This window comes from Hyalangium sp. (genome assembly GCF_045802625.1).
In the GTDB taxonomy this organism is placed as follows: Bacteria; Myxococcota; Myxococcia; order Myxococcales; family Myxococcaceae; genus Hyalangium.
Window position 1 is genome coordinate 35,330 of sequence record NZ_JBJMQP010000095.1, and the last position, 23,658, is coordinate 58,987.

Consider the following 23,658-nt stretch of genomic DNA (forward strand, 5'->3'; position numbering starts at 1 on the left):
CCGGTTCTTTCCGGTGCTAGCCTGAGGGCCTCATGCAGGCCCATGTGCTGCGGCGTGCCGGACGCGCGGGTCGCGCCTGGCTCATCTACCGGTTGGATCAGCTCCTCACCTACCCCCCGCTGGTGCAGGTGCTGGCGCTGCTGCTGCTCACGGCGGTGCTCGTCGCCGCGTTCGCCGGCTTCGCGCTCATCTCCCATCCCCAGGAGCCCTCGCTCCCCAACGCCTCCGAGGCGCTGTGGTGGTCCATCACCCACTTCCTCGATGGCGGCACGATGGCGACGGATCCGGCCCGCCTGCGGCTGCTGGCCCTGTCCGCCACCTGCGCGGGGGTGTTGGCGGTGTCACTGCTCACCGCGGCGCTGGCCTCGAAGATGGGCGAGCGCATCGCCGACATGCGCTCGGGCCTCAACCCCGTCGTCGAGCGGGGCCACGTGCTGTGCCTGGGGTACGATCCCAACGTGGCGCTCGTGGCGCGCGAGATTGCGCGCTCGGGCCAGCGCTGCACGCTCGTGGTGCTGGCGCCCGAGGACAAGGATCGCATCGACGTGGCGCTGCGGCCCGCGCGCCGGGTTCCCGGCCACAAGCTGCACACCGTGGTGCGCACCGGAGACCCGCGCAACGAGCAGGCCCTGCTCCGGGTCGCCGCCCAGGCGGCGCGCTCCATCATCGTCACGCCCCCGGCCAGCCTCTCGGATGACGAGTCCGTGCAGTGGACGCTGTCCACGCTGCTGGCCATGCGCCGGGTGGCGGAGGAGGGCTTCGCGGGGCAGGTCATCGTCGAGGCCCGCCACACCGAGGCGCGAGAGCTGCTCTCGCTGGCGGGCGAGCCAGGAGTCGCGGGCCCGGGGCAGCTCGCGCTGGACATCGTCGCCTCGGACGAGGTGGTGGCCAGCATCCTCGCGGCGAGCACCCGGCAGGACGGCATCTACTTCGTGCTGCGCCACCTGCTCGCGTTCGATGGCTGCGAGTTCTACCTCGAGCCCGTGCCCGAGGCGCTGGCGGGCCAGTCCTTCGACGAGGCGCACGCGCAGGTGCAGGGCGCCATCCTGGTGGGCGTGCGCACCGAGGCGGGAGAGCTCCTCCTGTGCCCCTCGCCCGCGAACCCGCGCCGGCTGGAGCTGGCGGATCGGCTGATCCTGCTCGCGCCGGGCCGGAACAAGTGGAGCATGGGAGGCGAGCTCCCCTCGAGCCTGCTGCCCGAGCACAGCGCCGTGCCCGACCCCACGCCCCAGCACGTCAGCGTGGTGGGCTTCAACTCCACGCTCCCCCACCTCCTGCGAGAGCTGAGCGCGAGCCTGCCCCAGGGCTCGCAGGTGCAGGTGGTTGCGGGGGAGGACTCGCCCCGGGCGCTCAGCGTGGTGGAGCACGTACAAGCGGAGGCGCGCCCCGTTCAGCTCTCGTGTGACACCCGTCCGGCCGCCCAGCTCATGCACCGGGGGCAGCACGAGTGTTGCCGTGCGGACGCGGTGGTCATCCTGGGCAACGAGGATTCCCAAGACGAGAACGGCGACGCGAGCGCGCTGGCCATGCTGCTGCGGCTGCGGCACGGCCAGAAGGTGAGCGGCCACCGGGCCCGGCGCGTGGTGACGGAGGTGAGAGACCCGCGCTCCGCCGTGCACATCGCCCCGCGGCGGGGTGACTGCGTGGTGTCGAGCGATGTGGTGGCGATGCTGCTGGCCCAGGTGCTGCTGGATCCGGACGTGGCGCCCGTCTACCGGGCGGTGCTGTCGCCGAGAGGTGTCTCGGTGCGGCTGAGCCCGCGCCGGGCGTATGTCTCCGGGGGCACAGCCACCTTTGGCCAGGTGCTGGCCAACGCGCGGGCTCGGGGAGAGGTGGCGCTGGGCTTCTATCCGGATCCGCGCACCCACGGACGAGCGCTGGCGCGCCAACGGCGGCTGGAAGAGGGCGACGTGGACCTGGGCGAGGATGCCTGGCTCAACCCGCCCCGTGACACGCTGGTGCCGGACACCGACGACACCCAGGTGGTGGTGCTGGCCCACGAGCGCGGCCTGCCGAGCTGAGCGCTCCTCGCGGCCCGAGGCCGCTCCGCTGTCGGCTGGCGAACGGGCCTCGCTTCGGATCGTCGGGAATGCCGCGCCTGCTCTCCTGGGCTGCTCCGGCCCGCCTCGGCGGGTGCTGTGCTCCGAGGCGTCTTCGCGCCTGACGCGGAGCCGCACTGCCTCCGGGGGGAGCCGTGACCGATTTCACTCGCCGTCGACCGCAGCCCTGGCCCATCCGCCTCCTTCATTGGGCCAACGTGCCTCTGCTGGTGATCATGGCCGGCAGCGGCCTGCAGATCCTCATGGCCTATCCGATGATGGGGCCGCAGGGGCAGCCCTATGGCCTCTATCCCTTCCAGGGCGCTCCGCCTCCCGAGTGGACGCGCATCGGCCAGTGGCTGGCGGGAGGCCGGCACTGGCACTTCGCCTTCGCGTGGCTGTTGGTCGTCAACGGGCTGGCCTACCTCGTCTATCTCGCCCTCAGCGGCGAGTGGCGGCGCCGGCTCTTCCAGCCTCGGCGTGACACGCGCAACGCGCTGGGCACCCTCGCCTACTACCTCCGCCTGCGCCGGCACGCTCCGCCTCAGGAGCTCTACAACGGCCTGCAGCGGCTGGCGTACACGGGCACGTTGCTGCTCACGCTCGTCGTCGTGCTCTCTGGGCTCGTGCTCTACAAGCCCGTGCAGCTCGGGTGGCTGACGGCCCTCTTCGGAGGGTACGATCCCGCCCGCCTGGTGCACCTCATCGGCCTGGCGCTGCTGGCGCTCTTCACCGTGGGGCACGTGGTGATGGTGGCGCTGCACCCGCGCTCCTTCGGCGAGATGGTGACGGGAGGCCGTCCCCATGCGTGACGCGCGACGGCTCACCCGGCGCTCGTTCCTGCTGGGCGCCACGGCTCTCACCGCCAGCGCTTGCGACAGCGGCCAGCCTCATGCGGGCTTCCTCGGAGCCACGGAGCGCTTCAACCTGCGCTTCCAGCAAGCCCTCTTCAATCCGGAGCGGCTCGCCCCCGAGCTGCCCCCCGAGGACGCCACGCCCCAGGGCGCGTTCCCGAAGTATTTCGTCTCCAGCGCGCTGCCCGTGGCGCCCGCGAACTGGACGCTCCAGGTGGGAGGGCTCGTGGCGCGGCCCGGAGTGCTCACGCTGGAGGAGCTCCGCGGCCTGCCGCGCACGGAGTACCGCATCCGCCACCACTGCGTGGAGGGCTGGAGCGCGGTGGCCTCCTGGCACGGCGTCGCGGTGCGCGAGCTGGCGCGGCACGTGGGCGCGGATCCGCGCGCCGGCTACGTGGAGTTCCGCTCGTTCGATGAAGGCTACTGGTCCTCGTGGGACGCGCCGAGCGCCCTGCACCCGCAGACAATCCTCGCCTACGGCATGAACGGCCAGCCCCTGCCCGCCGAGCACGGCGCGCCGCTGCGGCTCTACTCGGCGGTGAAGCTGGGCTACAAAATGGTGAAGTACCTCACCGCGGTGAACTTCCTGCCCGAGCCCAGCGGCGGCTACTGGGAGGACCGTGGGTACGAGTGGTTCGCCGGCGTGTGATACATGCTTGTCTACTCCACGAGCGGGCTCCTGTAGAGATATGTTGAGTACGAAATAAATTGAACTCTCGCGCTTTAGAGGGTTAAACGCAGTCCACCCCTCGCGGGTGTTTCAGTTGCACATGTTTCACGTGTCTCAGCTGTCTTAAACAGGAGCAAATCCCCACACACTCGGCGTGACGGCTCTCGACGCCGGGGCACTGGCCCCGCGCGTGACGGGAGAGTTGCGTCTCAAAAACAACCTCAATCCCTCACAGCCGGTCACCTGGTGTGGCCTGGCACAGTCCCCGTCTGTCTTTTTTCACCCCAGAGAGAGCACATGAAGAACACCCTTCTGTTGGTCGGAACCTCCTTCCTCATCGGCACCATGGCCTGCGGTCCTCAAGACGCCATCTCCACCGATGAGGAGCCGGGTCTCCTCCAAGTCTCGGAGCCAGCCCTCACCGTGCAGAGCTGCACGCCCCTCTCCGTGTCCTCGGTGACAGCCTCTGGCAGTGAAGCCATCAACCCACCGGCCAACAGCGTCGATGATCGGCTCGACACCCGCTGGAGCAACCTCGGCAAGGGCTCGTGGATCAACTACGACGTGGGCTCGGGCCGCTCCATCTCCGGCGCGGCGATCGCCTGGCACCTGGGCAATACGCGCATCAACACCTTCACCCTGTCCGTCTCCTCGGATGGGCAGGCGTACACCCAGGTCTACAGCGGCACGAGCAGCGGCACCACCACGGCGGCGGAGACCTATGCGTTCTCTCCCCGCGCGGCCCGCCACCTGCGCGTCACCGTCAACGGCAGCAACGTGGGCGACTGGGCGAGCATCGCCGAGGTGCGCGTGTGCAATGGCGCGACGACGACGACGCCCGCGCCCTCCACGCCGGTGTGGAGCGGCAACTTCGAGACGGGCAGCCTCTCGCAGTGGAGCGGACAGCAGCGGGTGAGCGCGGACCGGCTGCAGCTGGTGTCCTCGCCGCTGCGAGAGGGCCGCTACGCCCTCAAGGTCACCGTGAAGCAGGGCGACAATCCCATCAGCGCCAGCGGCAACCGCAACGAGCTGTTCCGCCTCACGCACGAGCCGGTGGGCTCCGAGTACTACTACCGCTGGAGCACGATGTTCGCGCCGGACTTCCCCAGCCCGAAGACGTGGCAGCTCTTCGCCCAGTGGCACCACGAGGGCAGCAGCGGCTCGCCGCCGGTGGAGTTCGTCGTCAACAACGGGGTGATGAGCCTCAACTGCAGCGGCACTCAGGTGTGGAGCACGCCGCTGGTGCGCGGGGCGTGGCAGGACTTCGTCTTCCACGCGAAGTGGTCACCCAACGCAAGCGTCGGCTTCGTCGAGCTGTACCTCAACGGCCAGCTCGTCCTGCCCAAGCGCTCCTGCGCCACGCAGTTCTCCGGGATGCTCAACTACCTGAAGGTGGGGCTGTACCGGAACTCGACCATCGCCCCGGTGGGCGTGCTGTACCACGATGGGTGGACCATGGGCCGCACGCTCTCGGATGTGCTTCCCCAGGGCGTCACCCTGAACGCCTCCGCCGCGGAAGTGGCCACCGCCTCGGGCGAGTAGCGCGTCCGGGCTCTCCTGAGCGACGGGGCCCACCTCCCCGCGAACCTGCGATGGGGGTGGGCCGTTTCTTCCCCCTTCATTTCTGGGCAGCGGCGGGGGCAGGGGCGGCGGCGCCCTCTCCCAGAGCATCGACTTTGTAGCCCGCACGCTCCAGGACGGCCCGCATCTCACTGCGGGAGATGGACTTGTTGAGGGCCTCGGTCGGAGTCACGAGCTTCTTCTTGACCAGCTCCAGCAGCGCATCGTTGAGCATGATCATGCCCGCCCCTCGCGAGGTCTGCATCACCGAGGGGATCTGGAACGTCTTCCCCTCGCGGATCAGGTTGGACACCGAGCTGGTGCACAGGAGCACCTCTTGCGCGGCCACGCGCCCGCCGCCGATCTTCTTGCACAGCGTCTGGGAGATGACTCCCTTGAGGGACTCGGAGAGCATCATGCGGATCTGCTCCTGCCGGTCCGGCGGGAACTGGTCGATGATGCGGTCCACCGTGGAGGCCGCCGTGTTGGTGTGCAGCGTGCCGAACACCAGGTGCCCCGTCTCCGCCGTCTCGATGGCGATGGCGATCGTCTCCAGGTCTCGCATCTCGCCCACCAGCACCACGTCCGGATCCTCGCGCAGCGCCGCGCGCAGCGCGTCCTTGAAGGAGTCGGTGTGGACGCCGATCTCGCGCTGGTTCACCAGGCACTTCTTGTTCGGGTGGACGAACTCGATGGGGTCCTCGATGGTGATGATGTGGTCTTCGCGGTTGCGGTTGATGTAGTCGACCATCGACGACAGCGTGGTGGACTTGCCTGAGCCCGTGGGCCCGGTGACGAGCACCAGGCCCTTGGTGAGGAAGCACAAGTCCAGGATGTGCTTGGACAGGCCCATCTCCTCCGCGCTGCGGATGGTGTTGGGGATCTGCCGCAGCACGGCGCCAATGCCCTTGCGGTCCGCGAACACGTTGACGCGGAAACGCGCCGCCGGCGTCTCGTAGGCAAAGTCCGTGTCGTGCCTCTTCTCCCACTGCAGCTGGTTCTTCTCCGGAGCCAGGCTGAAGATCATCTCCTTGAGGCGCGCGGCGGGGATGGGGCCGTACTCCTTCACGGGCACCATGTCGCCATCGATGCGAAGGTGGGGCACCGTGTCCGTGGACATATGGAGATCCGAGGCCCGGCGGGCCAGCATCGCCTCCAGGAGGGCGATCATCTGCGCCGCGGCTTCGCCCTGCCGCTCTCGGACCCCTTCCACGCTGGGGCGCAGCGCCACGGTCGGCGTCTTGTCCGGCGCGGCGCTCGGCTCTGGCGAGGGGGCCGGGGCCGCCTGCGCCTGCGTGCTGCCGGAGCTCTGGGCGGAGGGCTCCGCGGCAGTCAACGTGGACGGGGGGCCTGCTGGAGCGGGGCGAGGCGCCGCCGCGGGAGCCGAGGCCGTGGGCGCGGGCACGGGAGCCAGCGTAGGGCTCGAGCCACGCTTGGGGGGCGCCACGGCCGGCGGAGCCTGCGGGGCGGCCGGCGAGCTGCTCTTGCTGGCCATCTCGAGCATATCGGCGGGGGAGGCCAGCTCGAGCTTCTCCTCTTCGAACTCGACCGTGCCATACATGGCGTGCGCGGAGAAGGGCACCATGGACACCCGCGCACGGCCCTGATCCATCTCGAACTTCACCTGCACCGCGCCCACGGGCGAGGCGTAGGGGAAGATGGTGAGCCCCGGGGAGGGGAAGGACGCACGCTGATCCGAAGGGACCAGCTCCGCGATCGCACCAATGAGCTGCTGCGTCGTGAGGTTCTGCTTCAGCACCGGCAGCATCCCCGTGGTGGTGCGGATGCTCACCCCACTGCCGGTCTCCATGAGGATTTCCAAACCAGCGTCCTTCAGCAGCTTCTCGATGATGTAGTCAAGCCTGGCCATTGGTTTTCAGCGTGAGAGAGTTTCCACGTAAGCGACGTGGCGCTTGTTGACGAGCGCTACGCGCTTGCCCTGGATGAGACGGATGAACGGCGGTGCGTCGTTGAGGTAGTCATTGAGGCGGGTGCGGCTCTCGGGCTGCATGTAGACGATGAGCCCCTGCAGCCGCTGGCCATCAATCAGGAGGATCTCTACCTCATGCTCGGTCAGGATGGTGATCCGATCCTCCTCGCGGAGCTCGTGCTCCACGTCGGTCCGGGCCACCGCGATGGCGACACTGTTGAGGAAGGTGATCATCCCCGTTGCCGCGTCCTGAACGGGGATGAACTTCATCTCGCCGTTGAGCAAGTCCGACAGACGCTCGCCTTCACTGTACTCGGAGACTCCCGTCATGAGGAAGGCGGAGACCTCCCGCACCTCCCCTCCCGGCAGGACCATCTGGGCGAGCACGGGGCGTTTGGGAACTCGAAGCTCTTCCAAGGGAACTGCCTCCTTGTGAATCCGGCGGCATCCTAACGGGGGTGGCCCGCCCGGCAAGAATGGGACCGAGCCGCCGGGGGGAGACTCGGCAGGCTGCCCACACTGGACCTGAGCTCGCACACCGGCGATACACCCGGGGAACCGTGCGCCGCCGCGCATGCGCATTCCCAGAGGAAATCCAGATGAGAAGGAAGCTCCTTGCCGTCATCCTGGGCGCTGCCTGGGGGTTGAGCTCCACAGGGTGTGGCGACTCCGAGCCCGAGCCTCAGCCCCCTCCCACGAGCGCGCTTCCGAGCTACATCGTGCCGGGTAGTGAGCTCACCCACGAGTATCCCGGCACCGATGGGGATGATCAGCCAGACCTGCTCACCTCGGGGCTCGGCACGAGCGGGATCGCCGGTACGGCTCCGGGCTACGCGGACCCCACCCATCCGACCTGGCAGGAGCTTCGCACCAACACCATCTACAACAACTACCGAGGCCTCGTGGACATCACCCGCGGTGGGGGGTACGGCCGCCTCTATGGGCCCAATCTCGCCGCCGATGGCACCGCCACCGCCCTGCCGGGGAAGATTCCCGGCATCGAGTACCTCGCCTTCGCCCACGAGGAGGGCGGCCCACGCGTAGGGTTGATGGTGCAGATCCCCCGCTCCTTCGATCCGCAGCGGCCCTGCATCGTCGCGGCGCCCAGCTCCGGCTCGCGCGGCCTCTACGGCGCCATCGGCACCGCCGGGGACTGGGGACTGAAGCACGGCTGTGCCGTCGCCTATACCGACAAGGGCGGCGGGACGGGGTATGAGGACCTGGAGACGAACACCGGGTATGGCCTGGATGGCATGACGCTCGACCTGGGGACGCAGGCCCCGAAGGCCACCTTCCAGGCGGCGCTCTCCGAGCAGCAGCGGCTCGCCTACAACGCCGAATTCCCGCACCGGCTCGCCACCCAGCATGCCCACTCCCGGCAGAACCCGCAGGCCTCCTGGGGAAGGCACGTCCTCCAGTCCATCGAGTACGCCCTCCACGTGCTGAACCGGCAGTTCAATACCCCGCTCCCGGATGGCTCGATTCCCGCCACCCTCACGCCGGAGAACACCCTCGTCATCGCCACGAGCGTCTCCAACGGAGGAGGCGCCAGCCTCCGGGCCGCGGAGGCCGACACCTCGGGGCTGATCGACGGCGTGGTCGCTGGCGAGCCCAACGTCCAGCCCGTCTTCGATGGCAGCCTCCACCTCCGCCAGGGCTCGGGGGCGGAGTTCCAGGAGCACAGCCGGAGCCTGCTGGAGCTCGCCAGTCTGGTGAGCCTGTATCAGCCCTGCGCGAGCCGCGCGGCGGCGCTGGTGTCCTCGGCTCCCCTCAACTCGGTGAGCCAACAGGCGGGTGAGGCCAGATGCCAGTCCCTGCTCGAGCTGGGGTTGTTGCCGGGCCTCACCACCAGCAGCACGGTCGAGGAGCGGGCCCAGGCGGCCCAGGCGCGCATCAACGCCGCGGGCATCCTCCCGGAGCAGAACCTGCTCCAGCCCGCGCACTACGCCCTGCTCGTCCCCCAGGGCATCCTCGTCACCTATGCGAACCAGTTTGGCCGCTTCGGCGTCGAGGACAATCTGTGCGGCTTCAGCTTCGCCTCCACGGATGCCACCACGGGGCAGCCGGTGGCCACCTCCGCTTCACGGCTCGCGTCGCTCGCCGCGCTCAGCAACGGGCAGCCGGCGAACGCGGGCATCAACCTCGTCTACAACCTCGGCTCCAACGGCCCCGCCGCCGACAACACCGCCAACCTGGTGACTTCCCGCCTCACCCGCCGCAATGACCTGAACATCGACGGCGCGCTCTGCTGGCGGACGCTCGCCACGGGAGTGAACCCGCTGGACGGTGTGCCCCTGTCCGCCCGGCCCGCCACGCTCGGCGCGTATACCGTCACGCAGGCTCAGTACGAGGCGGTCCAGGCCGGCAGCGCCCAGACGCTCGCCAAGGGGGACCTGCACGGCAAGCCCGCCATCATCGTCACGGGCCGCAGCGACGGTTTCCTCCCCCTGAATCACGCCTCGCGGCCGTACTACGCGCTGAACCAGAAGGTCGAGGGCACGGGCAGCCAGCTTCGCTACTACGAAGTCAAGAATGCCCACCATCTGGACTCGCTGAATGGAAACTCCGGGTTCGACACGCGCTACATCCCGCTGGACTACTACTACTTCCGCGCCCTGGACCTGATGTTCGCGCGCCTCCAGGAAGGCCGCGAGCTGCCGCCGAGCCAGGTAGTCCGCACCACGCCGCGCCGCATCGACTCCAGCACGGGCAAGCCCGTGGACCTCACCGTCGAGGAGAACCTGCCCGCGCTCTCGGCCCAGCCCGCCGCCGGGGATGTGCTCTCCTTCGAGAACGGCCTGCTGAGCATCCCGGAGTAGCGCATCCCCCGGGTCTCCCTCGCCGACGTAACGGGCTGGCGGCCAGCCCCTCAACGGCATGGCTTGGAGCCGCAGTCTGCCCTTCATCTTCGGCCGGTCGAGCGGGTGGTGTCCTCACGGCACGACGGGGGACTCGGGCTGGGGCTCTACAAAGAGAAGGGGCGTGGCTCAGGACTTCTGCCACAGCATGGCGAGCAACCGCGGGGCTGCTGTCCTCGGGGCGCCGTCGTCTCGGCAGTCTTGCGCCCGGACCAGCACGAGGCCCGCGTCCAGGGCCGCCTTCAGATAGTCCGAGACGTCATGCAGGTAGCTGCGGACGTTCTGGATGGAGCCCGTCTCCGGGTTCACGAAATGGGCCTGCTTGCCCTGGAGCTGGCGGAACGGGTGCAATTCACAGACGAAGAAGAAGCCGCCACGCCTCAGGACGCGGCTCGCCTCGGAGAAGACGAAGGCGAGGTCCTCGATGTGCTCCAGCACCAGATTGCAGGTAAGCGTGTCGTGAGAGGCATTGCGCGCCGGCCAGGGCTCTCGCAGATCATGCTGGAGGAACTGGACGCGCTCCACGCCCGGGCGTTCCCGGGCGCGCTTCAGCATCTCCGCCGAGCCATCCAGCGCGAGCAGGCCGCGGGCCCGCGGTGCAAGCCATTCGGTGTTCTTCCCGGTGCCACACCCGATCTCCAGGACGTCACCTTGAAACAGGGAGGGGTCCTGCCCCTGGAGGGTCCTCGCATCGAGATCGCGCGTTGCATTGGCCTGGGTGTCGTACACGTCGGCCCAGACGTTGTACGCGGCCGCCACTTCGTCGGGGGGAGTCTTCGGTGCCATCGCCGTCATCTTAAGAAGGAAGTAGCGTGATGTGCTCCCTGAAGAGGACCCGTCATGACCCAGCCGAAGCCGCCCCCCTCTCCCTCCTCGCTGCGCCCGCCCTTCACCGAGGAGACGGCTCGGGCGAAGGTGAAGGCCGCCGAGGACGCGTGGAACACGAGGGATCCCGAAAGGGTAGCGCTGGCCTACACGGAGGACTCGGCGTGGCGCAACCGCACCGAGTTCTTCCAGGGCCGCGAGGCCATCAAGGCGTTCCTGCGCCGCAAGTGGGCGCGCGAGCTGGACTACAAGCTGATGAAGGAGCTGTGGTGCTACACGGGCAACCGCATCTCCGTGCGCTTCGAGTACGAGTGGCGCGACGCGGACACGGGCCAGTGGATGCGCACCCATGGCAACGAGCACTGGGAGTTCGACGACAACGGCCTCATGCGCCGCCGGGACATGAGCGCCAACGACTACCCCATCGCCGAGACCGAGCGGCGCTACCGCTGAGCCCTGTTATGAGCACGTCGTGCTCGCCGCGCTCGGCGACACGGCCGGGGGTAGAAACAGACCCGTCCCCAGAGCATCGCCATGCAGACGCTCCTCCCACCCCATGGGTTGGCGCGGAGGGGGCAGAGCATGATTTGACTCACTCCATGCTTCTTCGGTCCCTGCCCCCAGGGAAGGAGTGCTCGCCGTGAGTGGAGGACACTGGGTGCTGGCCAGCCGCCGCGTCGTCACCGACAGCGGAGTGCGCGAGGCCGCGGTCGTCGTTCGAGATGGGAAGATTCAAGCGGTGGTGCCTCGCCACGAGGTGCCCGCTGGACTGCCCGTGCAGGACATGGGCAACCAGGTGGTGATGCCCGGCGTGGTGGACTGCCACGCGCACATCAACGAGCCCGGCCGCACCGAGTGGGAGGGCTTCGCCACCGCCACCCGCGCCGCGGCCGCCGGCGGCATCACCACCGTGGTGGACATGCCGCTCAACTCCATCCCCGCCACCACCACCCTGCAGGCCCTGCGCACCAAGGCCGCCGCCGCCGAGGGCCGCTGCGCCATCGACTACGGCTTCTGGGGCGGCGTCATCCCCGGCAACGCGGGCGAGCTGGACGCCATGGTCGACGCCGGTGTCACCGGCTTCAAGTGCTTCCTCATCCACTCGGGCGTGGACGAGTTCCCCCACGTCACCCGAGACGACTTGGAGCGCGCCATGCCCATCCTCGCCCGGCGCGGCGTGCCGCTCATCGTCCATGCGGAGCTCACCCCGGACGAGCGCCCACCCCAAGGCGACACGCGCACCTACCGCAGCTACCTCGAGTCCCGCCCGCGCCGCTGGGAGGATGACGCCATCCGGATGATGATCGAGCTGTGCCGCAAGCACCGCGGGCGCGTGCACATCGTCCACCTCTCGTCCTCGGACGCGCTGAAGGACATCGCCGCCGCCAAGCGCGAGGGCCTGCCCTTCTCCGTGGAGACGTGCCCCCACTACCTCACCTTCGACGCCGAGCACATCCCCGACGGCGCCACCCACCTCAAGTGCGCCCCGCCCATCCGCGAGGCCGAGAACCGCGAGGCGCTCTGGGCCGGGCTGGCTCGCGGCGACATTGACATGGTGGTGTCGGACCACTCGCCGTGCACGCCCTCGCTCAAGCACCTGGACCGGGGAGACTTCGCCGCGGCGTGGGGCGGCATCGCCTCGCTCCAGTTCAGCCTGCCCGCGGTGTGGACGGGGATGCGCGAGCGCGGCCACGGGCTGGAGCAGCTCGTCCGGTGGATGTGCCGCCACCCGGCCCGGCTCATCGGCCTGGAGGGAATGAAGGGCACCCTGGCTCCGGGCGCGGACGCGGATCTGCTCGTCTTCAACCCGGAGGCCACCTTCACCCCGGAGCCCTCGGGCGTGCTGCACCGCCACCCGCTCACCCCGTACACGGGCCGCACCCTCTTCGGCGTGGTGGAGCGAAGCTTTCTCCGAGGCGTTCCGGCGTTCACACGAGGTGAAGTCACCCCGCAACCGGTGGGCCAGTGGGTGCGCCGTCCTGGCACGGCGCGGCCGGTGGCGTAAGGTATTGGGAGGAGGAGTCCCCGCATGCAGACCCCCGAGGAAGGCAAGGTACGAGTCGCCTTCGCCGAGCTCATCGACCTGGCCGCCGAGAAGGTGGGTGGCCTGGCCCTCATCGCCAACGACGAGTTCTTCGCGCCCAAGGAGAACCTGCTCAAGCCCGGGCGCGGCGTCTTCATCCCGGACAAGTACACCGAGTTCGGCAAGTGGATGGATGGCTGGGAGACGCGGCGCAAGCGCGTGCCGGGCTACGACTGGTGCATCATCCAGCTCGGCCTGCCGGGCGTCCTCCGCGGCGTGAACGTGGACACCCATCACTTCCTCGGCAACTTCCCCGAGTACGCCTCCGTGGACGGCCTCGAGGTCCAGGGCACGCCCACGCCCGAGACGCTCACCGGCGCGGCATGGACGGAGCTCGTCCCCAAGACGAAGCTGGTGGGCGGCACGCAGAACTACCTGCCCATTGCCAGCGAGCGGCGGTTCACGCACGTGCGGCTCAACATCTACCCGGACGGCGGCGTGGCGCGCTTCCGGGTGCACGGCGTGGTGAAGCCGGAGCCGGCGAAGCTGCGCTCGGGCGAGCTGGTGGATCTGGCGGCGGCCGAGAACGGCGGCATCGTCATCACCACCAACGACGCGTTCTTCGGGCCCAAGGACAACCTCATCCTCCCGGGCCGCGCCACCACCATGGGCGAGGGCTGGGAGACTCGGCGCAAGCGCGTGCCGGGCTTCGATTGGATTGTCGTCAAGCTGGCCGTGCCGGGCACGGTGCACAAGGTGGAGGTGGACACCAACCACTTCAAGGGCAACTTCCCGGATATGTGCTCGCTGGAGGGCTGCTTCCTCAAGGAGGACATCCTCGACTTCGCCAACGCGAAGGAGATTGCCTGGCAGGAGATCCTCCCTCGCACCAAGCTGCAGGCGCACCACCGGCACTTCTACGAGTCCGAGCTGCGCGCCGCGGGCCCTTTCACCCACGTGCGCCTCAACATCTTCCCCGACGGCGGCATCAGCCGGCTGCGGGTCCACGGGCGCCCTGCGTGAAACCGCTCGAGAAGCTCAACGGCCTGCCCTACGAGGAGGCCAAAGCGGAGTTCATGCGCTGCTGCGGCTCCAGCCGCTGGGCGGACGCCATGGCCCGCGCGCGCCCATTCAAGGACGACTCGGCGGTGTACGCGGAGGCCGGGTGGCTCTGGTCTCAGACGGGGCCGGATGACTGGCGCGAGGCCATCTCGCACCACCCGCGCGTGGGAGACATCTCCAAGCTGCGCGAGCGCTTCCAGAAGACGGGGGCCTGGTCCGAGCAGGAGCAGAAGGGCATGCAGGGCGCCAGCGAGGAGGTGCTGCAAGCGCTGGCGAACGGCAACCGCGAGTACGAGGCGCGCTTCGGCTTCATCTTCCTCATCTGCGCCACGGGCAAGAGCGCCCAGGACATGCTGGATCAGCTCCGCGAGCGCTTGAACAACCCACCGCCGCTGGAGCTGCGGATTGCGGCGGGCGAGCAGGCTCAAATCACCCGCCTTCGGTTGGAGAAGCTCCTCACATCCACATGAGCACCCTGTCCACTCACGTCCTCGATACACAGTGGGGCCGCCCGGCGGCCGGAGTCCCCATCACCCTGGAGGCGCAGGAGGGCGCTAGCGGCTGGCGCGAGCTGGCCCGAGGCACCACCAACGCGGACGGGCGCGTGCGGGACTTCCTCCCGGCGGGCACGAACCTGGAGCCCGGCACCTACCGGATGACGTTCCACACGGCGGAGTACTTCCGGGCGCACTCGATAAAGGGTTTCTATCCGTACGTCTCGGTGGTGTTCGAGATCCACTCCGCGGGCGAGCACTACCACGTGCCGTTGCTGCTGAGCCCCTTCGGCTTCTCCACGTACCGTGGTAGCTGAGCCGTAGCTCTTATGACGGCGAAGCTCTCCTCCCGTATCTCCGCCGCGCGCGCGGCGCTGACGAAGTCCAACCAGTCGTACACGCGGGCCTACCCGGGCGAGTCTCCCCGCCGGCAGCCGGTGCACACCGTGTACGGGGGCGCCCAGCTCTTCAAGGCGGAGACGGCACGGAAGATGGGACAGGTGGCGCTGGCCACGTTCCGCGAGTACGCGCCGAACGCGAGGACCCTGGCCGGGTGCCTGGACCTGCCGCAGCAGGGCGGCTTCGCCCAACTGGTGTACGAGCGCGTGGTGGCCAAGCTCGAGCGCGAGCCGGTGGAGGACTTCCGCATCGACTTCGAGGATGGGTACGGCAACCGTCCGGACGCGGAGGAGGACGGGCATGCGGTGTCCACCGCGGAGCAGGTGGCGCGGGGGATGGCGGAGGGCACACTGCCGCCGTTCATCGGCATCCGGATCAAGTCACTGTCCGAGGAGCTCTTCGAGCGGTCCGCGCGCACGCTGGAGCTGTTCGTCACCACGCTACTGGAGCGCACAGGCGGCAAGCTGCCGGAGAACTTCGTCGTCACGCTGCCCAAGGTGGTTTCGCCCGAGCAGGTGACGGCGCTGGTGCGCATGTTGGAAGTGCTGGAGCAGGACCGGGGGTTGCCGGCTGGCACGCTGAAGCTGGAGTTGATGGTGGAGACGCCGCAGTCCCTCTTCGATGCGCAGGGGCGGCTGGCGCTGCCCACGCTGGTGGCGGCCTCGGAGGGGCGCTGCGTGGGAGCGCACCTGGGTGTGTATGACTACACGGCCTCGCTCAACGTCACGGCGGCGTACCAGAGCATGACGCACCCGGCGTGCGACTTCGCTCGCCATGTGATGCAGGTGTCGCTGGCGGGCACGGGGGTGGCGCTCTCGGACGGGGCCACCAACGTGATGCCGGTGGCCCCGCACAAGAAGGAGGGCCCGCGGGCGCTCCCGGCGGCGAAGCAGAAGGAGAACCGCGAGGGGGTGCACCGGGCATGGCGGCTGGCGTACGAGCACACGCGCCACTCGCTGTCGCTGGGCTACTACCAGGGATGGGACTTGCACCCGGCGCAGCTCCCGGTGCGCTACGCGGCGGTGTACGCGTTCTTCCTGGAGGGCATGGACGCGGCCTCGCGCCGGCTCAAGAGCTTCATCGAGAAGGCGGCCCAGGCGACGCTACTCGGAGACGTGTTCGACGACGCGGCCACGGGCCAGGGGCTGTTGAACTCGTTCTTGCGCGGCATCGCCTGCGGAGCCATCACGGAGGAGGAGGCGCAGGCGACGGGGCTCTCGCTGGAGGAGCTGCGCAGCCGCTCGTTCCTGAAGATCCTCGAGGGCCGGCGCAAGGCGGGGGCGCCGTAAGCCGTCCCGGGCGGCTCCCAGGCGACGGTCCAGGTCGGGCCGGGTTGTCCCGAGGCCGTGGGTTCTCTATGGTCCCCCGTCAGCTTCGCGCTCCCGAGCGCCCCGCCGCTCCTTCTTCCGAGTTCTGATGAGCCCCGTCGTCCAGGAATGGCTGAACCTCGTTGTCCGCTGGGCCCACGTGATCGCCGCCATCATGTGGATCGGCGACTCGTTCCTCTTCATGTGGCTGGACAGCCAGCTCCGCAAGCCGGACCGGCCCCTGGAGGGAGACGTCGTCGGCGAGCTGTGGATGGCGCACAGCGGCGGCTTCTACGAGGTGGTGAAGCGCAAGAGCCTCCAGGCCCTGCCCCCGCAGCTCCACTGGTTCAAGTGGGAGTCGTACTCCACCTGGGTCAGCGGCTTCCTGCTGCTCATCATCGTCTACTACCTCGGCGACCGCGCGATGCTCACCGATGTGAGCTCGCCCCTGTCCCACCTCCAGGCGGTGGGCATCAGCCTCGGGCTCATCGTCGGCGGGCTCGTCATCTACGACTTGCTCTGCCGCACGCCGCTCATCCGCAACAACCGCCTGTTCGGCGCCGTGGGCTTCGTCCTCATCACCGCCGCCGCGTTCGGCATTACGCACGTCTTCAGTGCCCGAGCCTCCTTCCTCCAGGTGGGCGCCATGCTCGGCACCATCATGGCTTCCAACGTCTTCTTCCGGATCATCCCGGCGCAGAAGCACATGCTGGCCGCCACGAAGGAAGGCCGCCCCGTTGATACCTCCTACGGCGCGCGGGCCAAGCAGCGCTCGACGCACAACCACTACCTGACGCTGCCCGTGCTGTTCACCATGGTGTCCAACCACTTCCCGGTGCTCTACGGACACCCGGAGCCGTGGGCCGTGCTCGCGCTGCTGTTCCTGGCCGGCGCGGGCGCGAAGTACATCATGAACTTCCGCACGCGCACGCCTCCGGTGGTGCTCGGCGGCACGGTGCTGGCGCTCGTGGGCGTGGCGGTGATGACGGCTCCCAAGGCCATCGAGATGGATCCAACGCTCGCGGCCGGCCCCAAGGTGTCTTTCGCCACGGCGCAGACCATCGTCCAGACGCGCTGCGTGACGTGCCACTCCGAGAAGCCCACCAACCCGTCGTTCGCCGCGCCGCCGCAGGGAGTGATGCTCGACACGCCCGAGCGCCTGAAGGCCCACGCCGAGCGCATCTACGTGCGCGCGGTGCAGACCCAGACGATGCCACTGGGGAACATGACTTCCATGAACGAGCCGGAGCGGAAGCTGCTCGGAGCGTGGATTGCACAGGGCGCGGATGTCGCGGCCCCAGGCCCAGCGAATGTGCCCACGGTGGTGGCCCCCGCGAAGGTGTACGCAAGCCCCGCCGAGGAGGCGCGAGCCGTCTTCACCCAGCGGTGCGTCCCGTGCCATGGCCCCGAGGGACGCGGCAACGGCCCGGCGTCCGCGGCGCTCGTTCCGAAGCCGCGCAACTACCACGATGTCACGTGGCAGAAGAGCGTGACGGATGAGGGCATCGCCAAGACGATCATCGGAGGTGGCATGGCCGTGGGGAAGTCGGAGATCATGCCCTCCAACCCGGACCTCGAGCAGAAGCCCGAGGTCGTCAACGAGCTGGTGAAGTTGCTGCGCTCCTTCGGGAAAGAGGGCAACGGCCAATAGGCCTCAGAGGTACTCCACCGAGCAGTTCTTCCCATCGAACGTGACGATGGTGCGCCGATCGGGACGCACCTTCACGAGACAGCGCGCGGTGGCGCCGCCCTCGAGGAAGAACTCCGCTGTGTGATTGCCCGCCGGCATGCGCTGGATGGACAGGGGGAGGGACTCCCGCTCATGACCCGGCAGCTTCACTTCCACATGCCCGCTGACCATGGGCCTGATGCGCAGGACGCCCTCCCCTGTCAGCACTTCCTCCGGCGGCGACTCGGGGGGCTTGGACGCTGTAGCCGAGGCGGGCGCTGTTACCGAGGCGGCGGCGTGACGGCGGTTCTCCTTGTGCGGACGCTCGCGGCCCGGCTTCAGCGGTACCACCGGCACATCCTCACCGCCTGCGACAACCTCTCCCGCTCCGGCCTTGGCCTCGGGTGACGTGGCAAGCGAAGGCTCCTGCGGCGCGGGAGCTTCAGCGGCGGCGCCCCCCGCCGCACCCGCTGGCTTGGGCGGCGCCTCCTGAGTGTTCGGTGAACTCGTGGCGCCTGACTCCACCGTGGCGGGAGCCGGCGCCCCCATCGGACCGTGAGTCCTCTTGAACGCCACCCACCAGCCTCCCGCCAGCACCAGGGCCGTCACCACCCCGAGCGCCGCTCGCACCGGCGGCCGAGCCAGCACCGTGGGCACTCGCGTCCGTGAAGGCACGTTGGGCACGTTGATGGCCGAGGCTCGCAGCCGCTTCACCCCGGTCGGAATGACGGAGAAAGTACCGGACTGCTCCTGCACGTAGCCCGCGAGCGAGGAAGGCCCCACCGAGAGCCCGGCTGCCACCGCCACTGCCTCCAGCTCCTCGCGCATGGCGGCCGCGTCAGAGAACCGGTCCTCGGGCCGCACCTGCAGCGCGCGCCCCACCACCGTGTAGAAGCCTCGCGGCAACCCGGGACACACCCGCTCCAGGGACTCCCACTTCCCCTTCACCAGCGCGGCGTGGCGCTCCGTTACATTGCTGTTCGCGTCCAGCGGCGTCGTTCCCGCAGCGAGCTGGTACAGGGTGACGCCCAGCGAGAACAGATCGCTCCGCCCGTCCAGCTTGCGCCCCATCGCCTGCTCCGGCGAGAAGTAGCCCGCCTTGCCCTTCGTCGTGCCCGCCTGCGTGAGGTTGCGGTTGGTGGCCGCCTGCGCAATCCCGAAGTCGATGAGCTTCAGCGCCCCATTGGGCGCCAGCAGGATGTTCTGCGGCGACACGTCCCGGTGTACCAGCCCCGCTTGCGCATGCACCGCCTCCAGCGCGGCGCACGTGAAGATGCCCACCGCCAGCAGCCCCTCGTCCGTGAGCCGCTCGCCTCGCGAGTGCAGCGTCCGCGCCACTGTCGACAGCGGCGCGCCGGGCACCAGCTCCATCGCCATGTAGAGCAACCCCTCCGCCTCGCCTACCTCGTAGATGTGGGCGATGTTGGGGTGGCTCAGCGTGCAGGCCGTGCGCGCCTCGTCCAGGAACATCTCGCGGAAGTCCGGGGACTCCGAGTACTCCGGCCGAATCACCTTCAGCGCCACCGGGCGGGAGATGCCTCCGGCCAGCGACTGCTCCGCACGGTACACCTCGGCCATGCCGCCCTGAGCAATGAGGCGGCCCACCCGGTACCGGCCGACGAGACTGCCAGGTTGGAGCGAGGACACGATCGGCTCACGAGCCTATCAGGCCCGCCGTGGCCCTCGAAGCCTGCCCGCGAGGGCAGCTCACCAGAGCATGTCCTGCTCCTCGGTGACCCCCGGCACGTTGACGAGCGTGTACGTGTGGCCACCTGCGCGCACGGTACCCTCGAAGACTCCCACCGGCTGCGCGAAGTGGCTCACCACCAGGCGCAGATCCTTCTCATCCCGGTGCGCGTAGATGGGCTTGAAGCGCAGGTCCACCGCGCCATCCGCCGTCGTCACCCGCCACGGATCCAACAACTCCTTCGCGTTGTACTCGAACCGAGCCCGAGCCAGCGGGTAGAGCCTGTCACCAATCCACAGGGCGTTCTCGTTGTCGCCGGTGCCCTCGTTGAAGCCCTCCGCGAAGTTGAGGCCAATGGGCGTGCCATCCGCCAGCCGGCCCGCGGCGAAGGCCCAGCGCCACGAGGTGTGCCGCGCCAGGTAGCCCTGCGTGTAGTCCAGCCCGCCCACGCCTCCATCCAACCGGAAGTGCTTGCCGCCCGCCTCCAGGCTGCCCAGCGCCAGCAGCCCGCCGCGCTTCTGCGTCACGTTCACCAACCCGTCCTGCTCCACGGGCGCAATCAACGTGAGCGCGGGAGGCCCACCGGCCACCAGCAGCTCGCCGCGCCACTGGAAGGACTGGAGGCTCCCAGTCCGCACGCGGCTGACGTCCACCTCCAACTGGTAGCGCTCGTCCTCCTCGCCGCGCCGCGCGGACAGCCGGCCCCCCAGCGTCCGGAATGAGGCGGCAAGCCCAGCGCCTGGCCGATCGCTCACCTCCACCAGCGGCCCCGGAGCGCCCAGGAAGCTCACGTCACACAGCGGACGCTGCTCCTTCAGGTCCACCGCGACGGCGAAGGCGCTCGAGGTGTAGCCCAGGTCCACCACCGCGAAGAGGGCGGCCACCTCGGGCGTGGCGGCGAAGGTGTAGAGCCAGCGCTTGCGCTTGAGCAGCCGGGCGGCCCTGGCTGGCGCCCAGCGCCCCTGGAGCCGGCCCAGGTCCACCTCGGGCAGCTCACCCTGGTACTTGCCAAAGCGCGGCTCGCCTCGGTTCGTCGCCACGGAGTTCGGCACGGGAGGCAGGGACATCTCTCGCTCGGGTGTCATTCCCCCCCATATTGGGGACTCACGCGCGCGCGCGCCACGGGGATCAGCTCCGAGAGGATCAATCTCGGACAGACCTGTTCCTGAGTACTACCAGGTGATGTGCAGATCGAAACTGATCGGCGAGTTCTGCGCCACCCGGAGGGTGGGGTTGACGCGCGTCCTCCGCAGCCCCTCCTCGAGCATTCCTCGGAGGAAGTAGGGCGACAGCCCCACGCCGGTGCGGAACTCCAGACGGAACTGGCGCTCGGACACCTGCACCGCGTTGACGAGGATGGGCGAGGAGTCGAACCGCAGGTGCTCCGGAAACTTCTTGAGGAAGCGCACGGGCCCCAGCAGCGGCAGGCTCACTGACACCACGCCGCCCAGCACCGTCCGCGAGAAGCCCTGGGTGAACTGCTGGCCCAGCCTCCGCCTCCCCTCCTCCACCGTCAACCCCGGGTAGAAGTGGCGGCAGGCGATGTCCAGGCACTGCCGGAACAGCCGCAGCGGGTATTGCGGCAGCAAGTCGTCTCGATCAAAGCCCGCCTCGCGCAGCTCCGCCTCGAACGCCGCGTTCCGCGGCAGCCCGTGCACGAACAGTCCCTCGAAGAGGATCGCTCGTGTCATGGGCTCGACGCCCAACGGGGGCGGCGTCGACGGGCTCGTCCGCTTCTGCATGCCCCCGAGAGTCACACCAAGCGTCTCAGAACGAAAGTCCTGGCCCGCACTGCCAATCCCAGGGATTGGATGCGGCGCGTCACGACCGGCCGAAGATGATGCGCTCCTCGCTCAGCAGGCGCGTGGTGAGCATCAGGCAGAGGGCCGCCGCGGCCGCGCAGCCGAGCGCGCCCAGGAGGAAGGGCACTGGGCCGACGGCCTGGCCTCGCATCACCTCGCCAATGAGGAGCTGCTGGCTGAAGACGGGGACCAGATACATCCAGAGCTGGCTTTGGATGGGAGAGATGGCCAGCACCATGCCGGGCACCATGGGCAGCAGCAGCAGGAGCTGGATGTACGTCTGCGCTTCCTTGAAGGAGCGGGCATAGGTGGACACCAGCATCTGCCCCGCCGAGGCGAACAGGGCGAGCGGCACCACCGTGGCGAGCATCCCGAGCACCGCCACCGCGTCGAAGCGCGCCTTCACGCCCAAGTCCTGTAAGGGCACGTGGCTGACGGCCAGGAGGAAGGCCGCCAGGCACACGCCGATGGCCACGCACGCGAGCACCACGGTGGTGAGCCACTTACCGAGCACCACCGCGCCGCGCTGCACGGGGTTGATGAGGAGGGGCTCCAGCGAGCCGCGCTCGCGCTCACCGGCCATGGCGTCAATGGCCACGTTCATCCCGCCCATGAAGGCGGCGAAGACGAGGAAGATGGGGATGATGTTGAGGATGTTGGCGGCCATGCGCTCGGGGGTGGCGAGATCCACCTCGTCCACGTGCACGGGGGCGGCCAGCTCCGGGGCGATGCCACGGGCGAAGAGGCGCTGAGCGCCCAGCATCCCCGAGTACCCCTCCAGCAACCGGCTCAGGCGCTGGATGGTGGAGCGCGCCTGGTTGCGCGAGTTGTCCACCACGAGCTGCACCGAGGCGGTGTGCCCCTCGGAGAAGTCCTTGCCGTAGTCCTTGGGGATGATCAGCACGGCGTCCAGCGTGCCGGCCTGGATCTGCGCCTCGTAGTCCGGGGGCGCGTCCAGGAGGATGGCACCGTGGCGCTGGAGGAAGGCGATGAGGCTCGGGGCGTGCTCGCGGCCGATGATGGAGACCTCCAGGGGTTTTCCCTCGCGGAACCACGAGGCCATCATCGTGAACATCACCGTGAAGATGATGGGGCCGACGAGGGGGCCGGCGAACGCGCTCGTCACCGAGCGCTTGTCCCGCAGGTGGTCCTTCATCTCCTTACGGAAGACGGTGGCGATGAGCTTCCTCATTGCATCAACCCCTGATCACTGCCGATGATGGACACGAAGGCTTCCTCCAGGCTCTCCTTGCCGGTGCGGGTGCGCAGCTCGTCCGGAGAGCCCTCGGCCACCACGCGGCCCCGGGCGATGACGACGATGCGGTCGCACAGCGCGGCCACCTCCTGCATGACGTGGCTGGAGAAGAGCACGCAGTGGCCCTGCTCCCGGAGGCGGCGGATGAGGGTGCGCACGGCGCGGGTGCTCATGACGTCCAAGCCGTTGGTGGGCTCGTCGAGCAGCACGTTGCGAGGGCCGTGCACGAGGGCCCGCGCCAGGGCTACCTTCATGCGCTCGCCCTGGCTGAAGCCCTCGGCGCGGCGGTTGGCGATGTCCTTCATGTCCAACAGTTGGATCAATTCGTCCACGCGCTTGTCGAGCGCCGCGCCGGACAGGCCGTGGAGCTCTCCGGCGTAGCGGGCGTGCTCGCGGGCGGTGAGGCGCGGGTAGAGGCCGCGGGCATCCGGCAGCACGCCGATGGCGCGGCGCACGTCCATGGGGCGCTCGGCCACGTCGAGGCCATCCACGCGGGCCGTGCCCTGGTCGGGGCGGATGAGGGTGTAGAGCATCCGGAGCGTGGTCGTCTTGCCGGCGCCGTTGGGGCCCAGCAGGCCCGTGACGACGCCATCGGCGGCGGAGAAGGACACATCCTCCACCGCCGTCACCGCGCCGAAGCGCTTGTGCAGGTTGCGCACTTCAATCATCGCGGGCTCTCTCCCTCATCCTTCAACCAGTAGAGCGAACCACCTCTGTGGAGCGCTTGCTCGAGGAACTCCGAGAAGGAGCCCGCGAGCTGCTTGCAGTGCTGGGGCTTCGGAAAGCCCTCATGCCACCCATCCAGCAACGGGTAGCGTCCGTTGTTCTGCGTGCTCACATCCACCATGACGTAGTTGCCATCCTGCACGTTGCAGACGACGTACCAGGAAGATGGCCCGCTCGCGTCGGTGTCTTCTCCGAGAATTGCCACCCGGGCACGGATGACCTTCGACAGCGGCAGGATCCAGTAGCTCGTCTCGGGCCGCCGTTCGAACAGGTCGGCGCCATTGCAGTGCTGGTAGAAGGCTCGAAGTTCCGGGTCCAAGCGCCACCCGACCCTCTGCTCGAACGAGGAGATCTCCTCCTGCGCCGCGGGGGGATTCGGGAAGTGATGGTGGGAGATCTCGGCGAGCATGCGTTGCATGGGCATCTTTCAGTCCGTGTAGGGCAGATCTGGCCCGACAACTCCACCAGTCGTCACCGACGTCATCCCGCACGCCACCG

21 protein-coding genes are annotated in these 23,658 nt (G+C 68.8%); 12 read left to right on the forward strand and 9 right to left on the reverse strand.

What is annotated here, in order from left to right; all coding sequences use genetic code 11:
- Window positions 1-32: 32 nt before the first annotated feature.
- From ACJ8AT_RS17330 to ACJ8AT_RS17345, 4 genes are all read left to right on the forward strand, one after another.
- Window positions 33-2,021, forward strand: a complete 1,989-nt coding sequence (locus ACJ8AT_RS17330) for a CASTOR/POLLUX-related putative ion channel (RefSeq protein WP_407738850.1) — start codon at window positions 33-35, stop codon at window positions 2,019-2,021.
- 173 nt (window positions 2,022-2,194) lie between these two features.
- Window positions 2,195-2,851: a cytochrome b/b6 domain-containing protein gene (locus tag ACJ8AT_RS17335; RefSeq protein ID WP_407738851.1), complete on the forward strand. Its 657-nt coding sequence runs from the start codon at window positions 2,195-2,197 to the stop codon at window positions 2,849-2,851.
- On the forward strand, window positions 2,844-3,542 hold the full coding sequence (locus tag ACJ8AT_RS17340) for a molybdopterin-dependent oxidoreductase (protein WP_407738853.1): 699 nt from the start codon (window positions 2,844-2,846) through the stop codon (window positions 3,540-3,542). The genes ACJ8AT_RS17335 and ACJ8AT_RS17340 overlap by 8 nt, the downstream gene beginning before the upstream one ends.
- 318 nt (window positions 3,543-3,860) lie before the next feature.
- The gene (locus tag ACJ8AT_RS17345; RefSeq protein WP_407738854.1) at window positions 3,861-5,105 is read left to right on the forward strand and encodes a heparin lyase I family protein; all 1,245 of its coding nucleotides are present in this window, start codon (window positions 3,861-3,863) and stop codon (window positions 5,103-5,105) included.
- Window positions 5,106-5,181: 76 nt separating this feature from the next.
- Here the strand turns inward: ACJ8AT_RS17345 and ACJ8AT_RS17350 are convergent, their stop codons facing one another.
- Window positions 5,182-6,993 carry a type IV pilus twitching motility protein PilT gene (locus ACJ8AT_RS17350; RefSeq protein ID WP_407738855.1) on the reverse strand — a complete coding sequence of 604 codons (1,812 nt, stop codon included), beginning with the start codon at window positions 6,991-6,993 and terminating at the stop codon, window positions 5,182-5,184.
- Window positions 6,994-6,999: 6 nt separating this feature from the next.
- Complete coding sequence (locus ACJ8AT_RS17355) at window positions 7,000-7,470, reverse strand: hypothetical protein (protein WP_407738856.1); 471 nt, start codon at window positions 7,468-7,470, stop codon at window positions 7,000-7,002.
- A 182-nt stretch (window positions 7,471-7,652) separates the two neighbouring features.
- On the opposite strand from ACJ8AT_RS17355, the gene ACJ8AT_RS17360 reads away from it, so the two are divergent.
- Complete coding sequence (locus ACJ8AT_RS17360; RefSeq protein WP_407738857.1) at window positions 7,653-9,872, forward strand: 3-hydroxybutyrate oligomer hydrolase family protein; 2,220 nt, start codon at window positions 7,653-7,655, stop codon at window positions 9,870-9,872.
- A gap of 168 nt (window positions 9,873-10,040) precedes the next feature.
- Here ACJ8AT_RS17360 and ACJ8AT_RS17365 read toward each other — a convergent pair whose 3' ends face one another.
- The gene (locus ACJ8AT_RS17365) at window positions 10,041-10,697 is read right to left on the reverse strand and encodes a class I SAM-dependent DNA methyltransferase (protein ID WP_407738858.1); all 657 of its coding nucleotides are present in this window, start codon (window positions 10,695-10,697) and stop codon (window positions 10,041-10,043) included.
- A gap of 54 nt (window positions 10,698-10,751) precedes the next feature.
- Between ACJ8AT_RS17365 and ACJ8AT_RS17370 the strand changes: the two genes are divergently transcribed.
- The 7 genes from ACJ8AT_RS17370 to ACJ8AT_RS17400 all read left to right on the forward strand — a co-directional run bounded on the left by ACJ8AT_RS17370 (window position 10,752) and on the right by ACJ8AT_RS17400 (window position 17,672).
- Entirely contained in the window at window positions 10,752-11,189 is a 438-nt protein-coding gene (locus ACJ8AT_RS17370; protein ID WP_407738860.1) for a nuclear transport factor 2 family protein, read from the forward strand.
- Window positions 11,190-11,376: 187 nt separating this feature from the next.
- Complete coding sequence (allB, locus tag ACJ8AT_RS17375; RefSeq protein ID WP_407738861.1) at window positions 11,377-12,741, forward strand: allantoinase AllB; 1,365 nt, start codon at window positions 11,377-11,379, stop codon at window positions 12,739-12,741.
- 24 nt (window positions 12,742-12,765) lie between these two features.
- Complete coding sequence (alc, locus tag ACJ8AT_RS17380; RefSeq protein WP_407738862.1) at window positions 12,766-13,782, forward strand: allantoicase; 1,017 nt, start codon at window positions 12,766-12,768, stop codon at window positions 13,780-13,782.
- Window positions 13,779-14,291, forward strand: coding sequence for a 2-oxo-4-hydroxy-4-carboxy-5-ureidoimidazoline decarboxylase (gene uraD, locus ACJ8AT_RS17385; RefSeq protein WP_407738863.1), 513 nt, complete (start codon window positions 13,779-13,781; stop codon window positions 14,289-14,291). The genes alc and uraD overlap by 4 nt, the downstream gene beginning before the upstream one ends.
- Entirely contained in the window at window positions 14,288-14,632 is a 345-nt protein-coding gene (uraH, locus tag ACJ8AT_RS17390) for a hydroxyisourate hydrolase (RefSeq protein WP_407738864.1), read from the forward strand. The genes uraD and uraH overlap by 4 nt, the downstream gene beginning before the upstream one ends.
- A gap of 12 nt (window positions 14,633-14,644) precedes the next feature.
- Complete coding sequence (locus tag ACJ8AT_RS17395; RefSeq protein WP_407738865.1) at window positions 14,645-16,003, forward strand: DUF6986 family protein; 1,359 nt, start codon at window positions 14,645-14,647, stop codon at window positions 16,001-16,003.
- Window positions 16,004-16,130: 127 nt separating this feature from the next.
- Complete coding sequence (locus ACJ8AT_RS17400; RefSeq protein WP_407738866.1) at window positions 16,131-17,672, forward strand: urate hydroxylase PuuD; 1,542 nt, start codon at window positions 16,131-16,133, stop codon at window positions 17,670-17,672.
- 3 nt (window positions 17,673-17,675) lie between these two features.
- Here the strand turns inward: ACJ8AT_RS17400 and ACJ8AT_RS17405 are convergent, their stop codons facing one another.
- From ACJ8AT_RS17405 to ACJ8AT_RS17430, 6 genes are all read right to left on the reverse strand, one after another.
- Window positions 17,676-19,337, reverse strand: a complete 1,662-nt coding sequence (locus tag ACJ8AT_RS17405; RefSeq protein WP_407738867.1) for a serine/threonine-protein kinase — start codon at window positions 19,335-19,337, stop codon at window positions 17,676-17,678.
- Between the two features lie 60 nt (window positions 19,338-19,397).
- Window positions 19,398-20,462 (reverse strand): DUF2804 domain-containing protein, encoded by a 1,065-nt coding sequence (locus ACJ8AT_RS17410; protein ID WP_407738868.1) that lies wholly within the window; start codon window positions 20,460-20,462, stop codon window positions 19,398-19,400.
- 87 nt (window positions 20,463-20,549) lie between these two features.
- A complete protein-coding gene (locus tag ACJ8AT_RS17415) occupies window positions 20,550-21,068 on the reverse strand; it encodes a DUF2378 family protein (RefSeq protein ID WP_407738870.1) in 519 nt (172 codons plus the stop codon).
- Window positions 21,069-21,198: 130 nt separating this feature from the next.
- Window positions 21,199-22,371, reverse strand: a complete 1,173-nt coding sequence (locus ACJ8AT_RS17420; protein WP_407738871.1) for an ABC transporter permease — start codon at window positions 22,369-22,371, stop codon at window positions 21,199-21,201.
- On the reverse strand, window positions 22,368-23,102 hold the full coding sequence (locus tag ACJ8AT_RS17425) for an ATP-binding cassette domain-containing protein (protein ID WP_407738872.1): 735 nt from the start codon (window positions 23,100-23,102) through the stop codon (window positions 22,368-22,370). The genes ACJ8AT_RS17420 and ACJ8AT_RS17425 overlap by 4 nt, the downstream gene beginning before the upstream one ends.
- Complete coding sequence (locus tag ACJ8AT_RS17430) at window positions 23,099-23,578, reverse strand: SMI1/KNR4 family protein (RefSeq protein WP_407738873.1); 480 nt, start codon at window positions 23,576-23,578, stop codon at window positions 23,099-23,101. Before ACJ8AT_RS17430 ends, ACJ8AT_RS17425 begins: the two co-directional genes overlap by 4 nt.
- Window positions 23,579-23,658 lie beyond the last annotated feature (80 nt).

What these genes read in the sequence shown, in the direction of transcription:
- ACJ8AT_RS17330 (WP_407738850.1), top strand. Translation starts at nt 33, where the DNA reads ATGCAGGCCCATGTGCTGCGGCGTGCCGGACGCGCGGGTCGCGCCTGG.
- ACJ8AT_RS17340 (WP_407738853.1), top strand. Translation starts at nt 2,844, where the DNA reads ATGCGTGACGCGCGACGGCTCACCCGGCGCTCGTTCCTGCTGGGCGCC.
- ACJ8AT_RS17345 (WP_407738854.1), top strand. Translation starts at nt 3,861, where the DNA reads ATGAAGAACACCCTTCTGTTGGTCGGAACCTCCTTCCTCATCGGCACC.
- ACJ8AT_RS17350 (WP_407738855.1), bottom strand. Translation starts at nt 6,993, where the DNA reads ATGGCCAGGCTTGACTACATCATCGAGAAGCTGCTGAAGGACGCTGGT.
- ACJ8AT_RS17360 (WP_407738857.1), top strand. Translation starts at nt 7,653, where the DNA reads ATGAGAAGGAAGCTCCTTGCCGTCATCCTGGGCGCTGCCTGGGGGTTG.
- ACJ8AT_RS17365 (WP_407738858.1), bottom strand. Translation starts at nt 10,697, where the DNA reads ATGGCACCGAAGACTCCCCCCGACGAAGTGGCGGCCGCGTACAACGTC.
- ACJ8AT_RS17370 (WP_407738860.1), top strand. Translation starts at nt 10,752, where the DNA reads ATGACCCAGCCGAAGCCGCCCCCCTCTCCCTCCTCGCTGCGCCCGCCC.
- alc (WP_407738862.1), top strand. Translation starts at nt 12,766, where the DNA reads ATGCAGACCCCCGAGGAAGGCAAGGTACGAGTCGCCTTCGCCGAGCTC.
- uraH (WP_407738864.1), top strand. Translation starts at nt 14,288, where the DNA reads ATGAGCACCCTGTCCACTCACGTCCTCGATACACAGTGGGGCCGCCCG.
- ACJ8AT_RS17395 (WP_407738865.1), top strand. Translation starts at nt 14,645, where the DNA reads ATGACGGCGAAGCTCTCCTCCCGTATCTCCGCCGCGCGCGCGGCGCTG.
- ACJ8AT_RS17400 (WP_407738866.1), top strand. Translation starts at nt 16,131, where the DNA reads ATGAGCCCCGTCGTCCAGGAATGGCTGAACCTCGTTGTCCGCTGGGCC.
- ACJ8AT_RS17410 (WP_407738868.1), bottom strand. Translation starts at nt 20,462, where the DNA reads ATGACACCCGAGCGAGAGATGTCCCTGCCTCCCGTGCCGAACTCCGTG.
- ACJ8AT_RS17415 (WP_407738870.1), bottom strand. Translation starts at nt 21,068, where the DNA reads ATGACACGAGCGATCCTCTTCGAGGGACTGTTCGTGCACGGGCTGCCG.
- ACJ8AT_RS17420 (WP_407738871.1), bottom strand. Translation starts at nt 22,371, where the DNA reads ATGAGGAAGCTCATCGCCACCGTCTTCCGTAAGGAGATGAAGGACCAC.
- ACJ8AT_RS17425 (WP_407738872.1), bottom strand. Translation starts at nt 23,102, where the DNA reads ATGATTGAAGTGCGCAACCTGCACAAGCGCTTCGGCGCGGTGACGGCG.
- ACJ8AT_RS17430 (WP_407738873.1), bottom strand. Translation starts at nt 23,578, where the DNA reads ATGCAACGCATGCTCGCCGAGATCTCCCACCATCACTTCCCGAATCCC.